Raw genomic sequence first — 17269 nt, forward strand, 5'->3', positions numbered from 1 at the left:
TTGGGGGGCGGGGAAGCGGCCCGTTCAGTCCTTGAGTACGGCCGGAGCGGCCGAAGCCTGCTCCGGGACCTCGGCGCCCTCGGTGCGTGCCGCCGCGGCCGCCTTCTTCATCCGCCCGCGGACCACCATCGTCACTCCGAGCCCGAAGAGCAGGGCCACTGCCAGGGCCACCCACGAGAACCCCTTGAGCCACGGCTCGGCCACGATCCCGATCGAGTAGATGACGGCCGTCGTCCCGCCCGCCCACAGGATCCCGCCGAGCACGTTCGCGATCAGGAACCGCCAGTACGGCATGTGCAGTACGCCCGCCAGCGGACCGGCGAAGATCCGCAGCAGCGCCACGAACCGCCCGAAGAAGACGGCCCACATGCCCCATTTGTCGAAGGAGCGCTCCGCCACGGCCACCTGGTCCGGCCCGAAGTGCTTGGGGAAGCGCCGTCCCAGCCGTTCCAGCAGCGGCTTTCCGCCCTTGCGCCCGATCGCGTAGCCGATGGAGTCGCCCACGATGGCGCCGGTCGTCGCGCAGATGCCGAGCACCACGGGGTCGATGTGTCCCTGCTGCGAGGCCAGCAGTGCGGCGCTGACCAGGACGATCTCTCCCGGCAGTGGGATCCCGAGGCTTTCCACCCCGATGACGAGCCCCACCAGGAGGTAGATGCTGACCGCCGGAATCGTCTCCAGCCATTCCTGGATGTGCACCGGTACGTCCTCCCGAGTTCTCCGCCCGGCCCGCTCCCTGTGACAGGCCGAACGGGCAGCCTATCCGGTCGCCACCACAGCCTTTGCCCTCAGCGGAAGTTCGCGCGAGGAACGGCCCGCGAACACTTCGCGCCGTCCGGTGCCCAGCACCCACGCGTCCCGCTCCGGGTCCCAGGACGACAGCGTGCGCGCGTCGATGTCGAGGGAGACCCGCTGCGCCCGGCCGGGCCCGAGCGTGAGCCGCCGGTAGCCGGCCAGGGTTCGCACCGGCTGCTGCAGCGTCAGCTCCGGGGACGGCCCGACGTACACCTGGGCCACCTCGGTGCCCTTGCGACGTCCGGTGTTGCGGACCGTGAACTCCACGCGCAGCCCGCCGCTCCGTCCGTGGGCACCGCCGCGCCGGACCACCAGTTTCTCGTACTCCCAGCTCGTGTACGAGAGCCCGTGCCCGAAGGCGAACAGCGGCGCCACCCGCTGCGCGTCGTACCAGCGGTGGCCGACGTGGACGCCCTCGGAGTACTCCTGCCGCCCACCCACCCCCGGATAGCGCATGGGGTCGCCGCCGACCGGGGTCACGCGCTCGTCGGCCGGAAAGGTCTGGGTGAGGCGGCCGCCCGGATCCACGTCGCCGAACAGCACGTCCGCGGTGGCCCCGGCGCCCTCCTGGCCCGGGTAGTACATCTGGAGGACCGCTCCGGTGCGCGGGAGCCACGGCATCGTCGTGCCGGAGGAGGTGTTGAGCACCACGGTGGTGCGGGGATTGGCGGCGGCGACCGCCTCGATCAGCGCCGCCTGGCCGCCCGGGAGCGCCAGGGAGGTGCGGTCGCTGCCCTCGGTGGCGTCCTCGTAGGCGAAGAGCACCACGCTGCGGGCCGCCTTGGCGGCCCGGACGGCATCGGCGAGGTCGGCGGCCCGGGTCGCCTTCGTGGTGTGGCGCAGGCGCAGCCGCTGCCCCTTCGGCCCGCCCTCGGCGAAGACGGCGAGCCGGTGTTCGCCCGCCTTGAGCGCGAGGGTGCGCCGCCGGACGCTGAACCCGTCGGGCGCGGCGCCCAGGAGTCCGCCGGCGAATTGCTCGGCCACCCCCTGGCGCACGGGGAAGAGCTCCTCCCCGTCGAGCCGGACCCCCGGCCTTGTGCCGGTGTAGTGGACCAGCAGGGTCCATTCGTCGTCCGCCGCCAGCCGGAAGGTTCCCTCGTAGCCCCAGGTGCGGCCGGCGTCCACCTTCCGCTCGTCGGGGCCGGCGGCGGGCGTCAGCAGCCCGACCGGGAGCGGGCGCCCGTACAGGTCCTCGCCGAGTGCGTAGCTCACGTGGGCGCCGCTCCCGGCCCGCCGCCGGATCTCGTCGACCGGGGCGCCGGCCGCGTCCGGAACCACGTGGGCGCTGCCGCCGCCGCTGACGAAGGGGGTCCGGCCGGTGGGGCCGATGACGGCGATCGAGCGGGCCGCGGCCCCCGCCAGCGGCAGGGTGGCGCGCTCGTTGCGCAGCAGGACCGCGCCGGCGGCGGCGACGCGGCGGGCGGTCGCCGCTCCGGCGGCGGCGTCCCGGGCGGGCCGGGCGGCGGGGTGCTCCGCGAGCAGTCCGAAGCGGTCCATCGTGGCCAGGATCCGGCGGACCGCGAGGTCGACCGCGCTCTCGTGGACGGAGCCGCCGCGCACCGCCTCGCGCAGCGGGGCGCCGTAGTGGGTGCCGGCGGGCATCTCCATGTCGAGGCCGGCGCCGATCGAGGCGACGGTGCTGTGGGTGGCGTCCCAGTCGGACATCACCCAGCCGTCGAATCCCCAGCGGCCGCGCAGCAGTTCGTCGAGGAGTGGCTTGCTCTCGCAGGCGTAGACGCCGTTGACCTTGTTGTAGGCGCCCATCACGGCGCCCGCGCCGGCGGCCACGGCGGCCTCGAAGCCCCGTAGCTCCGTCTCGTGGAGGGTCTGTTCGGCGGCGATCACGTCGACGGTGTCGCGGCCCGTCTCCTGGTTGTTGAGCGCGAAGTGCTTGACGGTGGCGATGAGCCCCTCGTCCTGGATGCCGCGGACGACCTCGGCGACCAGGTCGGCCGTCAGCTTCGGATCCTCCGAGAACGTCTCGAAGTTCCGTCCGGCGTACGGGGTGCGGATCAGGTTGACCATCGGCGAGAGCAGGACGTCCTGGCCGAGCGCGCGGCCCTCGCGGCCGATGACCCTGCCGTACTCGCGGGCGAGCGCCGGGTCGAAGGCGGAGGCGAGCAGTACGGGCGCGGGCAGCGCGGTGGCGGGTCCGGCGACGCGGACTCCGGCCGGACCGTCGGCGAGGCGCAGTGCGGGGATGCCTAGGCGGGCGATGCCCGGCACGTAGCCGGCCTGGCCGAGCGGCTCCGGGTCCGGGCCGCCGTGCAGCAGGACGGTCTTCTCCTCCAGGGTGAGCTTCGCCAGGAGCGCGTCGATCCGGGCGGAGCCGCCGGCCCCGGCCGCCGCGGCGGCGGCCTTACGGGGCTGCGCGCCGGGCGGCGGGGCCGGTACGCAGCCGGCCACCCCAAGTGCGACGCCGGCCGCCCCGAGGAGGCGCATCGCACGGCGTCTGGACACGGCCTCGCTCATGGGCGCTCCCTGCGGCGTGGGCATCGGCGTCAGTCGGCGGGAGCGGCCCGCGCCGGACCGCTCCCGCCGCCACTGTGCGCCGCCCGCCGTGCGGGCCCGCTTCAGGCGCGCCACCGCAGGGCCGAGGTTCAGCCCTGCGGCGGCGGCTGCCCGAGGTCGGCCTCGCGGCGGGGCTCGTCCTGGAGCTGGATCCGCGCCTCGGTGCGATGGCCGCGCTCGATGTAGTCCCGTACGACGGCCTCCACCGCGTCCTGGGGCGATCCGATCCCGGCGAGGACCATCACCTCCACCACGAGCTCGGCGTCGAGGCTGATGCTGATCTTGGCCCGGCCTGCCACGGGACCCCCTCCGTTCGTAGTGGAAGGGACTCTAGTGCTGTCAGCCGTTGGGGCGCAGGGTCCATACGACGACCATCTCGCCCGTCACGGCCTCGTCCTCGCGCTGGATGGCGATGGTGACGGGGAACTCGGGGCGGCCGCCCGCGTCGAGTTCGGCGACGACCTCGGCGGCCGGACGGCCGAGGGTGGCGGTGGCGGTCACGACGCCCTTGGCGAGCTTCTTGTAGCCGATCTCGGCCTTCACCGCGAGGGGCACGGCGCGCGAGAGCTGGTCACCGAAGGCGGCCAGGACGATCGCACCGCTCGCGGACTCGGCGAGGGTGAACATGGCGCCGGCGTGCGGGCCGCCGAGGTGGTTGTGGAAGTCGGGCTGGTCCGGAAGCCGCACGACCGCGCGCTCGGGGGTGGTCTCCAGGAACTGGAGGTTCAGGGTCTTGGCCATCGGCACGGTCGCGGCGAGCAGTTCGCCCACGTTCATCTGTTCTGCGCTCATGAAAGGCGATGTTACCCGCGAGTAAGCGGCATTGGCCATACCTGTACGGGGGCGGCCGTGGCTCCGGACGCGGGCTCCCACTATCGTTACCGGCCATGTGGCCAGGACAGCAGCAGCCGCCCGGGGGCGAACCAAACCCCCAGGACGCGCATCAGAACCCGTACCAGCAGCAGCCGGGAACGCCGAACCCGTACCAGCAGCAGCCGCCGACGGCGCCGTACGGTGATCAGCAGCCCGGCTACGGATACCCGCAGCAGCCGCCCGCCCCCCAGGCGTGGGGCCAGCAGCCCCCGACCGTTCCCGTACCGCAGTGGGGCGGCACTCCGCCGCCCCCGCCGCCGCGCGGCGGGAGCCCGTTCTCCACCAGGACCGTGGCCATCGTGGCGGTCTCGGCCGTCGTGGTGGCGGCCGCCACCACCGGATGGTTCGTCCTGAACCGGGACGGCAAGACCTCCACCGAGGCGGACGACAAGCCGAGCAACTCCCCCTCCGCCCCGGCCTCCTCCGGGGCCGCCTCCTCCGGCTCGCCCGCCCCGGCGAGCCCGGGCGCCAACCCGCGCGGCGGCGCCGACGCCAAGCCCGTCATCCCGGGCTGGAAGGTCGTCATCAACCCCAAGTACGGCACCGCCTTCGACGTGCCGCCGGACTGGAACGTCCTGTCCTCGGGCATGTCCATCGGCTTCGAGGACGACGTCAAGAACGACGGAAGCCCCCTCGTCATGATGTCCGCACCCGCCTTCCTCAAGGAGGACTGGTGCAAGGTCGACTCCAACAAGGACGGCAAGGAGGAGTCGACCTCGCTGGCCGCCTCCGGCACCAAGGGCGGGATGGGCGCCAAGGACACCGCCGAGGCCGCGCGCAACGAAGCCGGCAACTGGGTCTTCGCCGGGTACGCGCAGAAGGCACCGAAGGGCACCACCAAGGTCTCCGAGGCGAAGGAGTACACGACCTCCTCCGGGCTCAAGGGCCACATGGCGACCGCGACCGTGAGCGGCCTGCCGAAGGAGAACAAGTGCTCCTCCGACGGCAAGTCCGTCGCCTTCAGCTTCACGACCGCCAAGGGTGACATCTCCACCTGGGTCCTCTACGGCGCCGCGGGCGTCCAGGGCGAAGTGAGCCAGGAGACCTACGAGAAGATCCTGAGCAGCGTCCGCCTCAACGCGGGCTGATCTTCCGCACTACCCCTCCCGGGCCGCTTATCCGTTTGGATTCCCGGCCCGGGACGGGGATAGTCCGGGGGTGAGCTCTCCCCCCACCAACTCCCCCGGTACGTCCCGTTCATCCTCCTCCCCCCGGCGCCGCCGGCCGGAGTGGGCGGGCCGCAACTACACCCTGCTGACGGGTGCGGCGGTCGTCACGAACCTCGGAAGCCACGGAGCGCTCATCGCGGCCGCCTTCGCGGTGCTCGACGCCGGCGGCTCCGGCGGCGACGTCGGTCTGGTGGCCGCCGCCCGCACCCTGCCGCTCGTCCTCTTCCTGCTCATCGGCGGGGCCATCGCCGACCGGATACCCCGGCACCGCGTCATGGTCGCGGCCAATGCCCTGAACTGTGTCTCGCAGGCCGCCTTCGCCGTCCTCGTCCTGGCCGGCGACCCGCAGCTGTGGCAGATGATGCTGCTCACCGCGCTGTGCGGCACCGGCACGGCCTTCTTCAACCCGGCCGCCGAGGGCATGCTCCTCTCCAGCGTCTCCGGCGAGCACGCCAACCGCGCCTTCGCCCTCTTCCGCATGGCGATGAACGGCGCCGGCATCGGCGGAGCGGCCCTCGGCGGAGCCATGATCGCCACGATGGGGCCCGGCTGGGTCCTCGCCGTGGACGCCGCCGCCTTCGCCGTCGCGGGAGCCCTGCGGGCCTTCCTCGACGTCGGCCACGTGTCCGACCGCGCTCCCGGCGGGGGCCTGCTCGCCGATCTGCGCGAGGGCTGGGTGGAGTTCAGGAGCCGCCCCTGGCTGTGGAGCATCGTGCTCCAGTTCTCCGTGGTCGTCGCGGTCGTCGGCGCCGCGGAGGCGGTCTACGGTCCTCTGGTCGCCCGGGACCGGCTGGGCGGCCCGGCACCCTGGGGCCTGGCCCTGGCCCTCTTCGGCCTCGGCACCATCGGCGGGGCCGTCCTGATGATGGCCTGGAAGCCACGCCGGCTGCTGCTGGTCGGCACCCTGTGCGTGTTCCCACTGGCGCTGCCCTCGGCGGGGCTGGCGGTGCCGCTGCCGGTGTGGGGCCTGTGCGCGGTGATGTTCGTGAGCGGCGCGGCCATCGAGGTGTTCGGCGTGAGCTGGATGACGACGATGCACCAGGAGATCCCGGAGGAGAAGTTCTCCCGGGTGTCCGCCTACGACTGGTTCGGCTCGGTCTCGATGCTCCCCCTGGCCACGGCGGTGGCCGGCCCGGTCGAATCCGCCATCGGCCGCACCCCGGCCCTCTGGTCCTGCGCGGCCCTGGTGGTCACGGTGACAGCAGCCGTCCTCCTGGTCCCGGACGTCCGCCACATGACCCGCAAACCACCCCGCACGACCAAATCCGGACCCGCCCAATCCAGCCCCGCCGAATGCGGGCCCGCTCAGTCCAGCACCGGCACCGGCACCGGCACCGGCACCGGCACGGACCGGACCGCCACCACCCTCAGCCGAGGCTGAACGCCCCCGCCGGCGGCTCGGGCGAAGCCACCGCATCGGCATCGGACACCGGCACCGCCCCCCGCACCAGCCGCGCCAGCGCCACCCCCGCTTCCACCCTGGCGGGAAACGCGTCCCCCGCGCACACCCGCGAGAGCCCCGCCACCGGCAGCTCCCGCTCCGAAGCCAGCAGCACCGCGTTCCCGAACCGCCGCCCCCGCAGCACACCCGGCTCCGCGACCAGCGCCAGCTCCCCGAACACCGCCCCGAAGTTCGCGAGCTGCCCCCGGAGGAAGTCGAACGGCGCCCCGTCGGCGAGGTTCGCCACGTACACCCCGCCCGGCCTCAGGACCCGCGCCACCTCCCGCGCGTACTCCACCGAGGTCAGCGAAGCCGGCACACGGGATCCCCCGAAGACGTCCGCCACCACCACGTCCGCGCTCGCGCCGGGCGCCGCCGCCAGCCAGGTCCGCGCGTCGGCCGTGTGCACGGTGATCCCGCTCCCCGCCACCACCGGCAGGAACTCCCCGACCAGCGCCACCAGGCCGGCGTCGAACTCGACCACGTCCTGCCGCGACCCCGGCCGGGTCACCGCCGCGTACCGGGGCAGCGTCAGTGCGCCACCGCCCAGGTGCAGCAGGTCCAGCCCGGCGCCCGGCTCGCCCACACAGTCCAGTACGTGCGCGAGCCGGCGCACGTACTCGAACTCCAGGTGCTCCGGGTCGTCGAGGTCCACGTACGACTGCGGCGCCCCGTCCACGGTGAGCAGCCAGGCCCGCTCCCGGTCGATGTCCGGCATCAGCTTGGCGGTGCCCTGGGCCACGTCCCGGATCACCGGAATCTGTTCGTCACTCACCGCACCATTGTCGGGGCGCCCGCCGGCGGATCGTCCACCGCGGACCCCGCTGACCGGTGCCGGCACCGGCACCGGCACCGGCACCAAGGCCTCTAGGCCCAGGTCTCCGCCGCCGCCACCGCGTGCTCGGCGGCCTGCTCCAGCCCCGCCCGCGCCGCGGGATCGCGCCGGGCCGGGTCCAGTACGTTGCGCCCGAAGACCTTCCGGGCCGCCGCCGACGGGGTGATCAGGAGTACCTTCGCCCCGGCCTCGCGCAGCCGCGCGGCCTGCGCCGCCGGGGAGGGGATCATCCCGGCCCCCATGGTGACCGGCGCGAGGATCACCACGCGCGCGTATCCGGCGGCGAGGTCGGCGTTGGTCGCGGAACGGACCCCGCCGTCGATGAACCGCCGCCCCTCGACCGTCACGGGCGGCCACACCCCGGGCACGGCGCAGCTCGCCGACACGGCATCGACCAGCCCGGCCCCGCCACCCCGCTCGAAGGCGGCGAGTTCGCCGGTCAGCGCGTCCACCGCGGCGACGACGAAGCGCCGCTCGGGCCACTCGTGCGAGACCAGTCGGGCCTGCAGCACCTCGCGGCGCGCCGTCTCCGTCTCGGTCTCGGCGGCGAGCGCGAGGGCACCGACCCGGCGGCGGTAGGCCTTCGCGTCGCCCGAACGCACCATCGCGACGGCGTACTTCGCGATCAGCGACGCCCCCAGCTTCGCGGGGAGCTCCCCCCGGGGGTCGCCGAGCTGTCGCTCGTACAGCTCCTGCGGGCTGAGCAGTCCGGAAGCGAGCTGCGCGCCGACGACGGATCCGGCCGAGGTCCCGACGACGAGGTCGGCACCGAAGAGGTCGACGCCCGCACGGGCGAGCCCGTACAGCATCCCGGCCTCCCAGCCCACGCCGGTCAGCCCGCCACCGCCGAGCACCAGCGCCGTGCCCGTGCCCTCGCCGCTGCTACCGCTCCCGCCGCCCATGAACCGCTCCCTCCCCGCATGCCAGTGGTGACGGCAGTCTGGCGCAAGCCGACCACCGCCACCACAGCGGGGCACTACCGGTGTCCGGGCTACCCGACCTCGGTCACCGTTCCCGCGCCGACGGTGCGCCCGCCTTCACGGATCGCGAATCCGAGCCCGCTCTCCAGCGGGACGTCCCGCCCGAGCTCCACGGTCATCGTCACCGTGTCCCCCGGCCTGGCCAGTCCCGCCTCGCCCAGGTCCACGTCCCCCACCACGTCGGCGGTGCGGATGTAGAACTGCGGCCGGTAGCCGGAGGCCACCGGCGTGGTGCGGCCGCCCTCGCGGGCGGACAGGACGTAGACCCGCGCCGTGAAGCGCCGGGTCGGTACGACGCTGCCGGGCGCGGCCACCACGTGCCCCCGGCGCACCGCGTCGCGCGGCACCCCGCGCAGGAGCAGCGCGACGTTGTCCCCGGCCTCGGCGGACTCCATCGGCTTCCCGAAGGTCTCCAGTCCGGTGACCACGGACTCCAGAGCCTCGCCGTCACCGCCCAGCAGGGCGACGCGGTCGCCCATCCGTACGGTGCCCCGCTCCACGGCGCCGGTGACGACGGTCCCCCGCCCGGTGATGGTGAGGACGTTCTCCACCGGCATCAGGAACGGTGCGTCCGTGTACCGCACGGGCATCGGCACGTACGTGTCCACGGCGTCGAGCAGGGCCTCGATCGACGAGGTCCAGCGCGGGTCGCCGTCCAGCGCCCCGAGCCCTGAGACCCGTACGACCGGGGCGGTGTCCCCGCCGTAGCCGTTCGCGCTCAGCAGCTCGCGGACCTCCAGCTCTACCAGGTCGGTGAGCTCGGGGTCCCCGGCGTCGGCCTTGTTCAGCGCGACCACGATGTGGTCCACGCCGACCTGCCGGGCGAGGAGCACGTGCTCGGCGGTCTGTGGCATGACCCCGTCGAGCGCGGAGACCACGAGGATCGCCCCGTCGAGCTGGGCGGCGCCCGTGACCATGTTCTTCACGTAGTCGGCGTGGCCAGGCATGTCCACGTGGGCGTAGTGCCGGGTGTCGGTCTCGTACTCGACGTGCGTGAGGTTGATGGTGATGCCGCGCCGGGCCTCCTCGGGGGCCCGGTCGATGCGGTCGAACGGCACGAAGGAGGCGCCGCCGCGCTCGGCGAGGACCTTGGTGATGGCGGCGGTCAGTGTGGTCTTGCCGTGGTCGACGTGACCCATGGTGCCGATGTTCAGGTGCGGCTTGGTGCGCACGAAGGCCGTCTTGGCCATGATGTCTTCCCGTGTGTCCGAAGCTGGAATTACGGGACCCCTGAGCGAACCGACCCTCCCCCTGTGGGGTCCGCCGGACGATCCGGGAAGGGTCAGCTTCGTGCGCCGCCGAATGCGGGTGCACCCGCGGCGAGTTCTGCGGGAAAGGCAGCCTTCGGCGCGTCCGCGACTGCGGACGGCGCTGCGGGGAAGGCGTACCTGGACATGCCGTCGATCCTGCCCGACGGGGTGCGCACCGTCGACCGATTATTCGCGAACCGACCCGCGCTCAGAGGTTCTTGAGCGCCTCGCGCACCGAGAGCGGGGACAGCGAGTCTCGCTCGGCGACCACGAAGGCGCGCACCGCCCCGGGGTCCGTCCTGGCGTACTCGCGCAGGCACCAGCCGATGGCCTTGCGGACGAAGAAGTCGGGGTGGTCGCTCTGGCGGCGGCAGTACGCGAAGAGCCGACCGGCGTCGGTCGCCGACTTGTACGTGAGCTGGTGGAGGAGGGCGGTGCGGGCCACCCACAGGTCCTCGTCCCCGATCCACTCGTCCATGACGGGGGCGAGCGCCGGGTCCGCCGCCACGAGCGGGCCGACCGTGTGCGCGGCGAGCGAGTCGACGGTGTCCCACCAGGGGACGGTGACGATCAGGTGCCGGACGACGGGCAGGAAGCCGGAGGAGCAGCGGGAGACGTGCCGGCGCAGGTAGTCGGCGGCGAAGTACCGGTACTCACGCTGCGGAAGGTCCCAGCAGCGCAGCGCGAGCGCCGCGCAGTCCGCCTCGGACGGTTTCGGGGTGTCCTTGGTCACGGCCCTGGAGAGCTCGCGCCGCAGCGGGGTGCGGATCCCGAGGAAGGGCGCGACGTCCTTCATGTACGCGGCCATGTGCCCGGCCTGCTCCGCGTCGGCCGCGGCGCCGAAGGCCTCCGTGAGGCGCGCCTCCAGCAGCTCGGCGAGGTCGCTGCGCGGAACCCTCGGACGCCGCTGGCCGTTCGACTGCATGAGGCCCAGATTACGGCGCCGGGCCACGGGGGTCGGCTAGTCTCCCGGAATGTCCCTCCTCCTCGCGCCGTGGACCCGGCTCTCGCTGCTCGTCGTGCTGCTCGTCGCGGCCGGCGTCTGCGTCGTGGTGTACGAGCCCCAGCGCCTGCTCTCGGAGGGGTGGCCCCCGGGGCTCCCGGTGGGCACCACGGTCCTGCTCTTCGCCGCGGCGTACGGGGTGTGCACGGCCGCCCTGGTGCCGCGCCCCCTGCTGAACCTGGCCGCCGGTGCCCTCTTCGGGACGCAGTTCGGCCTGGTCGCGGCGGTCGCGGGCACGGTCGCCGGCGCCGGGATCTCCTTCGGGCTCGGCCGGATGATGGGCCGCGAGGCCCTGCGTCCGCTGATCCGCGGACGCTGGCTGCGGGCGGCCGACGACCAGCTGGCCAGGCACGGCTTCCGCTCGATGCTGGCGGTCCGGATCTTCCCCGGCCTGCCCTTCGCGGTGGCCAACTACGCCGCCGCGCTGTCCCGCTGCGGCTGGCTCCCCTTCCTCCTCGCCACCACGATCGGGGTGATCCCGAACACCGCCGCGTACGTGGTCGCGGGCGCCAGCGCCTCCTCCCCGACCTCCCCGGCCTTCCTCGCCTCGTTCGGTTTCATCGCCCTGTCCGCGGTGGGCGCGGCGGTCGTCGCATGGCGCAAGCGGCACCGGCTGCTGCCTGCGGGAGAGCCCTCGGCACAGCCCGCGGGCCGTCCCGCACCGGCACCGGGGCGCCGCGTACGGCCCGCGCCCGCGCGGGAACTGAAGCCCGTACACCCCCCTGTGGTCACGGCCGCACCCCACGGGCCCTAGCATCGGACCCGAACTGCCCGACGATCACAAGGACGAGCGCACCCCGACATGAGCTGGTTCGAATCCCTAATCCTCGGTCTCGTCCAGGGGCTTACGGAGTTCCTCCCGATCTCCTCCAGCGCCCACCTGCGGCTGACCGCGGCATTCGCCGGCTGGACGGACCCGGGAGCGGCCTTCACCGCCATCACGCAGATCGGCACCGAGGCCGCCGTCCTGATCTACTTCCGCAAGGACATCGCGCGGATCGTCTCCACCTGGTTCCGCTCGCTGTACACCAAGGCGCTGCGCTCCGAGCAGGACGCCAAGATGGGCTGGCTGGTGATCGTCGGCTCGATTCCGATCGGTGTCCTCGGCCTCGCCTTCAAGGACCAGATCGAGGGTCCGTTCCGCGATCTGCGGCTGATCGCCACCACCCTCATCGTGATGGGCATCGTGCTCGGCGTCGCTGACCGGCTGGCCGCGCGCGACGAGGAGGGTGGCCGGCACCGCGCCGTCCGCGAGCGCAAGACCCTGAAGGAACTGGGCGTCAAGGACGGCCTGATCTTCGGTCTCTGCCAGGCGATGGCCCTGATCCCGGGCGTCTCCCGCTCCGGTGCGACGCTCTCCGGCGGTCTGCTGCTGGGCTTCACCCGCGAGGCGGCGGCCCGCTACTCCTTCCTCCTCGCCATCCCGGCCGTGCTGGCCTCGGGCCTGTTCGAGATCAAGGACGTGATGGAGGACCCGGGCCACATCTCCTGGGGTCAGACGATCTTCGCGACGGTCATCGCCTTCGTCGTCGGCTACGTGGTCATCGCATGGTTCATGAAGTTCATCTCCTCCAAGAGCTTCATGCCCTTCGTGATCTACCGGATCCTGCTGGGCATCGTGCTCTTCGCCCTGATCGGGATGGGTGTCCTCAGCCCGCACGCCGGCGAGTCCGCCGGCTAGCACGGACACCGCTCACCGCTTCGCGTGAATCGGAGGCCGTTCGGGAACGTTCCCGGGCGGCCTCCGCGTCGTTGTGCAAGGAGAGAGCTGAAGGCGAAGGCGTACAGCAGGGGGTGTCCCATGGGTCGAGTGGTGCTGGAACGGTTTCCGGCCGGGAGTCCGAGGGGGAGCTGGCCCGCCGAGGAGTACGCGGCGCAGCGGTTGCGCGAGGGCGTGCCCGCGGAGGTGGTGATGGACCTGGCCAGCGATGCGTACCTGGTCGTGGTCCGGCCCCGGGAGGCGCGTTCCGGTCACTGATCCGCCTCCGGAGGATCAGGGCGCGCACGCCCCTTGGCCTCGACGCCCCCGCGCCCTCACACTGACCCGATGACGCAGCGTGTGGACCTTGCGAGCGTGATGGACCGGGTGGCGATCGACGAGGTGGTCTCGGAGTACGCGGTGGCCGTGGACGACGGCGACTGGGCCGCTTACCGCGCTCTGTTCGCTCCGGGCGGGCGGGCCGACTACAGCTCGGCCGGCGGGATCGAGGGCCCGGCCGGGGAGGTGGCGGACTGGCTCGCCGAGACGATGAAGCTGTTCCCGGTGCGCCAGCACCTCATCGTCAACCGCCTGATCCAGGTCGCCGACCTGGACGGCTCCCCCGGTGACACGGCGCGGGTGCGGGCGGACTTCCTCAACCCGATGCGGCTGGCCGGCGAGGACGCCGACGGGACCGGCCCCGCCGTCACCGCGCCCAACTTCGTCGCGGCGGGGCGCTACACCTTCACCCTCGCCCGCACCGCCCGCTCCGGCTGGCGGCTCTCCGGGGTCACCGTCCACGAGAAGTGGCGGCACATGTCCTTCTGACGAGCCGGTCCTGCGCAGGGCGGGCGCGTGGCCGGGCCCGCAGGGCTGCTCCACACTGGAAGCGGAGGCGCCTCATGGTGCTGACGGCCTCGATGCGGGGCCCGTGGTGGCGTGCGGCGGCGGCCGTCACCGCGGGAGCGCTGCCCTGCCTCGCGTTCCCCGCCCCCGCGCTCTGGTGGTTCGCCTACGCCGCCCTCGTGCCCTGGATGCTGCTGCTGAGGTCCGCCCCCACCGGCCGGCGCGCCGCGCTGGAGGGCTGGCTCGGCGGCGCCGGGTTCGTCTTCGCCGTGCACCACTGGCTGCTGCCCAGCCTGCACGTGTTCCTGTTCGCCCTGGCCGCACTGCTGGGCCTGCTCTGGGTCCCCTGGGCCCTGCTGGTACGGGAGTTGCTCGGCGGCACTCCGGGCGCGGGCAGGGCGGGTGCCGGGCTGGTCCTCGTACCGGCGGGCTGGCTGCTGTCGGAGCTGGCCCGGTCCTGGCAGGGGCTGGGCGGGCCGTGGGGGCTGCTTGGGGCCAGTCAGTGGCAGGTGCCGCCCGCGCTGCGGCTGGCTTCGGTGGGCGGTGTCTGGCTGGTCGGCCTGCTGGTCGTGGCGGTGAACTGTGCGCTGGTGCTGCTGGTCTCGGTGCCGGGTGCGCGGGCCCCGGCGGTGGCCGGGATGACGGGCTGCGCCGTGCTGACGGGGGTGGTGTGGCTGTGGGCGCCGCGCCCGGAGGTCTCGGGGGTGCTGCGGGTGGCCGTCGTGCAGCCGGGCCCGGTCGCGGACGGCCCGGACGCCGCGGAGCGGCGGTTCGCCCTCGGGGAGCGGCTGACCGGGACCCTGGCGGGGCAGCGCCCGGACCTGGTGGTGTGGGGGGAGAGCAGTGTGGGCGAGGATCTGTCGGCCCGCCCGGACCTGGCCCGGAGGCTCGCCGCCCTGTCGGTGCGGGTCGGGGCTCCGCTGCTGGTCAACGTGGACGCCCGGGCCGCCGACCGGCCCGGGATCCGTAAATCGGCCGTGCTCGTCGGTCCCGGGGGCCCGACCGGCGACCGGTACGACAAGATGCGCCTCGTGCCCTTCGGGGAGTACGTACCGGCTCGGGCGCTGCTGGGCTGGGCCACCTCGGTCGGCAAGGCGGCGGACGAGAACCGGGTCCCGGGGAGCGCACCGGTCCTGATGGACCTGCCCGGCCGGGCGGACGTCCGCCTCGGCCCGCTGGTCTGCTTCGAGTCGGCGTTCCCCGACATGAGCCGGCGCCTCGTCCGCGACGGCGCCGCCGTACTGATCGACCAGTCGGCCACGTCCAGTTTCCAGGACAGCTGGGCCCCGGCCCAGCACGCCTCCCTGTCCGCGCTGCGCGCCGCCGAGACCGGCCGGCCCGAGGTCCACGCGAGCCTCACCGGCATCAGCGAGGTGCACGGCCCGTCCGGCGGGCGGATCGGGCCGGCGCTGTCCACCTCGGCGAGCACGGCGCGGGTCTACGAGCTGCCGCTCGCCACCGGCACGACCCTCTACGTCCGCTTCGGGGACTGGCCGGTGGGAGCGGCGCTGGCCGTCCTGGCCGCCTACTGCGCGGCCTCGGGCGCCCGCTCCGCGCGGCTCGGGTCAGGGCCCGGGAAACCGGCCGTGGCACCGGTCGGGGCACCGACCGGGACAGCGCTGGGGACACCGGCCGGAACACCCCCGGTCGATCCGCTCAGGACGCCTGCTCCAGAGCCGAGTCCACCACCCGCTCGCACAGTTCGTGCGTCAGCAGCGCGTCACGAGCGCTGAGGGTCGTGCCCGCGGCGACGGCCTCCAGGAAGGCGTCCACGACCTGTTCGATGCCGCGCTGGCGGGCCACCGACACCCAGTCCCCGCGCCGCCGGACCGTGGGCTGGCCCTTGTGGTCGATGATCTCCGCGAGGTTGACGACCTGGCGCTTGGTGTCCTGCCCGGAAACCTCCAGCACCTCCTCGGTGGAACCGGACAGCCGGTTCATGATGCCGAGCGCGGTGAAGCCGGCGCCCGACAGCTGGAGCACGACCTGGCTCATGAGGCCGTCGCGCACCACTGCCCGTACGTCGATGCCGTCGGCCTCGCCGGGCAGCAGGAAGCGCAGCGTGTCGACGACGTGGATGAAATCGTCCAGGACGAAGGTCCGTACGTCCTCGGGCAGCCCCACCCGGTTCTTCTGCATGACGATCAGGTCGCGCGCGTGGTCGGCGCACTGCGCGTAGCCGGGCGCGTGGCGGCGGTTGAAGCCGACGGCGAGCGAGACCCCGCGCTCCTCGGCCAGTTCGACCAGGCGCCTCGAGTCCGCGAGCTCGTAGGCGATCGGCTTGTCCACGTACGTCGGCACGCCCGCCCGCAGCAGCCGTTCCACGATCTCGGGGTGGACGGCGGTCGGGGCGTGCACGAAGGCCGCGTCGAGCTTCTGCGCGAGCAGGGAGTCGAGGTCGGTGTGCAGGCGTTCGGCCGGGACGTGGTGGTGGGCGGCGACCCGTTCCAGGGTGGCCGGGGTCCGGGTCTGCAGGTGCAGTTCGATCCCTGGGCGGGTGGTGAGGACGGGCAGGTACGCCTTCTGCGCGATGTCGCCGAGTCCGATGCAGCCGACCTTCACCGGGAGCCTCCAGGTTTGTCCTTGTGGGAGTACGCAGCCTAATCGCTGGTGACCAGGCCCGTGTTCGACCAGGATGGGGGCCATGACCCTCAGCACTGGATCGCACCGCACCGAACCCTCCACCACGGCCGACGAGCGCGGCATGCTCGACGGCTGGCTCGACTACCACCGCTCCACCCTGGCCTGGAAGTGCGAGGGGCTTTCCGACGGGCAGTTGCGCACGACCCCTCTGCTGCCGTCCGCCCTGAGCCTGCTGGGGCTGGTGCGCCACATGGCGGAGGTGGAGCGGTACTGGTTCCGGGAGATCCTGCTGGGCGAGGACCTGCCCGAGCTGTACAGCACCCGGGAGGACCCGGACGGGGACTTCCACTTCGCGGACGGGGACACCTGGGCCGAGGCCGAGCAGGTGTGGCAGACCGAGGTCGAGCTGGCCCGGCAGGCCTCGGCCGGCCGCTCCCTGGACCTCGTCTCGAAGGCGGAGAGCCACCACCGGGGCGAGGTGTTCAGCCTGCGCTGGATCTACACCCACATGATCGAGGAGTACGCGCGCCACAACGGCCACGCGGACCTGCTGCGGGAGCACCTCGACGGCGCCACCGGCGAGTAGTGCGGCGAGGGTCGTCCGGGACCGGTCAGCGAGCGAGTAGCCGTCACCCGTGCGGGGTGAATATCGGCTCCGGATTTTCGCAACCGGGTCTTCGCACAGCAGAGTTGCGCGGGTGCATCCAACCCGAACCACGACAAAGCTGCTGCTCGGCGTCGCCTGTGCGGTCTCGGCCGTCTCAGGCTGCGTGAACGTGACCCCGGCCCCCGTGGGGCCCGCGGCCGCTCCCGGCCCCTCGGGGGCGCCGCCCCGGTACGAGCCCCGTGGCGGGCAGGGGGCCTCGCCGGTGGTCGTCCAGGCACCCGTCCTGGAGGCCCTGAAGGCGGTTCCGGCGCGGCCGGCCGGACCGGCTCCGTCGGCTTCCGGACGCCACTCCGCGGCGCGGTCGGGTACCCCGGCCGCGGGCTCCGGGACAGCCGGCCCGAGCGCCGCCGGCGGCGACTCGCGGGCCGTACCGCCGGTCCCGGAGATCCCGGCGCCGCGCGAGCCCGGCGAGCACCGCGAGCACTCCGACGGGCGTCCCGGCGGACACCGCCCCCGCCACCCCCGCTCCGAGGGCGCGGAGGTGCCGGGCGAGCTGGTGCGGGACCTGCCGGTGCGGCCGGCCGACGTGTGCGCGCTGGGCCGCCGGCACGGGCGCTGGCATCCGGACAGCCCGGAGGCCCGTATCTGCGCGGGCGTCCACAGCGGCTGACGCGCCG

General features: G+C 73.5%; 18 protein-coding genes. 9 read left to right on the plus strand and 9 right to left on the minus strand.

Annotated features, from left to right (window positions below; all coding sequences use genetic code 11):
• Positions 1–24: 24 nt before the first annotated feature.
• From OG389_RS06235 to OG389_RS06250, 4 genes are all read right to left on the minus strand, one after another.
• Positions 25–699 (minus strand): DedA family protein, encoded by a 675-nt coding sequence (locus OG389_RS06235; protein ID WP_328297461.1) that lies wholly within the window; start codon positions 697–699, stop codon positions 25–27.
• 60 nt (positions 700–759) lie between these two features.
• Positions 760–3267, minus strand: coding sequence for a beta-glucosidase family protein (locus OG389_RS06240; RefSeq protein ID WP_328297462.1), 2508 nt, complete (start codon positions 3265–3267; stop codon positions 760–762).
• Positions 3268–3395: 128 nt separating this feature from the next.
• Positions 3396–3548: a DUF2191 domain-containing protein gene (locus OG389_RS06245; protein ID WP_328303553.1), complete on the minus strand. Its 153-nt coding sequence runs from the start codon at positions 3546–3548 to the stop codon at positions 3396–3398.
• Positions 3549–3645: 97 nt separating this feature from the next.
• A complete protein-coding gene (locus OG389_RS06250) occupies positions 3646–4098 on the minus strand; it encodes a DUF4442 domain-containing protein (protein WP_328297463.1) in 453 nt (150 codons plus the stop codon).
• A 95-nt stretch (positions 4099–4193) separates the two neighbouring features.
• Here OG389_RS06250 and OG389_RS06255 point away from each other — a divergent pair, with 95 nt between their 5' ends.
• Both OG389_RS06255 and OG389_RS06260 read left to right on the plus strand, forming a co-directional pair.
• Complete coding sequence (locus OG389_RS06255; protein WP_328297464.1) at positions 4194–5267, plus strand: hypothetical protein; 1074 nt, start codon at positions 4194–4196, stop codon at positions 5265–5267.
• A gap of 70 nt (positions 5268–5337) precedes the next feature.
• Positions 5338–6729 carry an MFS transporter gene (locus tag OG389_RS06260; protein WP_328297465.1) on the plus strand — a complete coding sequence of 464 codons (1392 nt, stop codon included), beginning with the start codon at positions 5338–5340 and terminating at the stop codon, positions 6727–6729.
• Here the strand turns inward: OG389_RS06260 and OG389_RS06265 are convergent.
• From OG389_RS06265 to OG389_RS06280, 4 genes are all read right to left on the minus strand, one after another.
• Positions 6716–7507: a spermidine synthase gene (locus OG389_RS06265; protein ID WP_328303555.1), complete on the minus strand. Its 792-nt coding sequence runs from the start codon at positions 7505–7507 to the stop codon at positions 6716–6718. The two genes, OG389_RS06260 and OG389_RS06265, sit on opposite strands and share 14 nt — an antisense overlap.
• Before the next feature lie 149 nt (positions 7508–7656).
• Positions 7657–8526, minus strand: coding sequence for a patatin-like phospholipase family protein (locus OG389_RS06270; RefSeq protein ID WP_328297466.1), 870 nt, complete (start codon positions 8524–8526; stop codon positions 7657–7659).
• An 89-nt stretch (positions 8527–8615) separates the two neighbouring features.
• Positions 8616–9794 (minus strand): elongation factor Tu, encoded by a 1179-nt coding sequence (tuf, locus tag OG389_RS06275; protein WP_328297467.1) that lies wholly within the window; start codon positions 9792–9794, stop codon positions 8616–8618.
• 268 nt (positions 9795–10062) lie between these two features.
• Positions 10063–10779, minus strand: a complete 717-nt coding sequence (locus tag OG389_RS06280) for a DNA alkylation repair protein (RefSeq protein ID WP_328297468.1) — start codon at positions 10777–10779, stop codon at positions 10063–10065.
• A 49-nt stretch (positions 10780–10828) separates the two neighbouring features.
• Here OG389_RS06280 and OG389_RS06285 point away from each other — a divergent pair, with 49 nt between their 5' ends.
• From OG389_RS06285 to lnt, 5 genes are all read left to right on the plus strand, one after another.
• Positions 10829–11611, plus strand: a complete 783-nt coding sequence (locus OG389_RS06285) for a TVP38/TMEM64 family protein (RefSeq protein WP_328297469.1) — start codon at positions 10829–10831, stop codon at positions 11609–11611.
• Between the two features lie 48 nt (positions 11612–11659).
• Positions 11660–12538, plus strand: a complete 879-nt coding sequence (locus OG389_RS06290; RefSeq protein WP_328297470.1) for an undecaprenyl-diphosphate phosphatase — start codon at positions 11660–11662, stop codon at positions 12536–12538.
• Positions 12539–12658: 120 nt separating this feature from the next.
• On the plus strand, positions 12659–12835 hold the full coding sequence (locus OG389_RS06295) for a hypothetical protein (protein ID WP_328297471.1): 177 nt from the start codon (positions 12659–12661) through the stop codon (positions 12833–12835).
• Positions 12836–12904: 69 nt separating this feature from the next.
• Positions 12905–13384, plus strand: coding sequence for a nuclear transport factor 2 family protein (locus OG389_RS06300; RefSeq protein WP_328297472.1), 480 nt, complete (start codon positions 12905–12907; stop codon positions 13382–13384).
• A gap of 74 nt (positions 13385–13458) precedes the next feature.
• Positions 13459–15135 (plus strand): apolipoprotein N-acyltransferase, encoded by a 1677-nt coding sequence (gene lnt, locus OG389_RS06305; protein WP_328297473.1) that lies wholly within the window; start codon positions 13459–13461, stop codon positions 15133–15135.
• Here lnt and OG389_RS06310 read toward each other — a convergent pair.
• Entirely contained in the window at positions 15059–15964 is a 906-nt protein-coding gene (locus OG389_RS06310) for a Gfo/Idh/MocA family protein (RefSeq protein ID WP_328297474.1), read from the minus strand. The genes lnt and OG389_RS06310 overlap by 77 nt on opposite strands.
• Positions 15965–16046: 82 nt before the next feature.
• Here OG389_RS06310 and OG389_RS06315 point away from each other — a divergent pair, with 82 nt between their 5' ends.
• Together OG389_RS06315 and OG389_RS06320 are read left to right on the plus strand one after the other, a co-directional pair.
• Entirely contained in the window at positions 16047–16571 is a 525-nt protein-coding gene (locus OG389_RS06315; protein WP_328297475.1) for a DinB family protein, read from the plus strand.
• A gap of 112 nt (positions 16572–16683) precedes the next feature.
• Positions 16684–17262, plus strand: a complete 579-nt coding sequence (locus OG389_RS06320; protein WP_328297476.1) for a hypothetical protein — start codon at positions 16684–16686, stop codon at positions 17260–17262.
• Positions 17263–17269 lie beyond the last annotated feature (7 nt).

It is taken from the genome of Streptomyces sp. NBC_00435 (assembly GCF_036014235.1).
Taxonomy (GTDB): Bacteria; Actinomycetota; Actinomycetes; order Streptomycetales; family Streptomycetaceae; genus Streptomyces.

Bases quoted from the DNA above. Each gene is read 5' to 3' on its own strand.
- OG389_RS06240 (WP_328297462.1), bottom strand. From the start codon at position 3,267: ATGAGCGAGGCCGTGTCCAGACGCCGTGCGATGCGCCTCCTCGGGGCG.
- OG389_RS06245 (WP_328303553.1), bottom strand. From the start codon at position 3,548: ATGGTCCTCGCCGGGATCGGATCGCCCCAGGACGCGGTGGAGGCCGTC.
- OG389_RS06250 (WP_328297463.1), bottom strand. From the start codon at position 4,098: ATGAGCGCAGAACAGATGAACGTGGGCGAACTGCTCGCCGCGACCGTG.
- OG389_RS06255 (WP_328297464.1), top strand. From the start codon at position 4,194: ATGTGGCCAGGACAGCAGCAGCCGCCCGGGGGCGAACCAAACCCCCAG.
- OG389_RS06265 (WP_328303555.1), bottom strand. From the start codon at position 7,507: ATGCCGGACATCGACCGGGAGCGGGCCTGGCTGCTCACCGTGGACGGG.
- OG389_RS06270 (WP_328297466.1), bottom strand. From the start codon at position 8,526: ATGGGCGGCGGGAGCGGTAGCAGCGGCGAGGGCACGGGCACGGCGCTG.
- tuf (WP_328297467.1), bottom strand. From the start codon at position 9,794: ATGGCCAAGACGGCCTTCGTGCGCACCAAGCCGCACCTGAACATCGGC.
- OG389_RS06280 (WP_328297468.1), bottom strand. From the start codon at position 10,779: ATGCAGTCGAACGGCCAGCGGCGTCCGAGGGTTCCGCGCAGCGACCTC.
- OG389_RS06285 (WP_328297469.1), top strand. From the start codon at position 10,829: ATGTCCCTCCTCCTCGCGCCGTGGACCCGGCTCTCGCTGCTCGTCGTG.
- OG389_RS06290 (WP_328297470.1), top strand. From the start codon at position 11,660: ATGAGCTGGTTCGAATCCCTAATCCTCGGTCTCGTCCAGGGGCTTACG.
- OG389_RS06295 (WP_328297471.1), top strand. From the start codon at position 12,659: ATGGGTCGAGTGGTGCTGGAACGGTTTCCGGCCGGGAGTCCGAGGGGG.
- OG389_RS06300 (WP_328297472.1), top strand. From the start codon at position 12,905: ATGACGCAGCGTGTGGACCTTGCGAGCGTGATGGACCGGGTGGCGATC.
- lnt (WP_328297473.1), top strand. From the start codon at position 13,459: ATGGTGCTGACGGCCTCGATGCGGGGCCCGTGGTGGCGTGCGGCGGCG.
- OG389_RS06315 (WP_328297475.1), top strand. From the start codon at position 16,047: ATGACCCTCAGCACTGGATCGCACCGCACCGAACCCTCCACCACGGCC.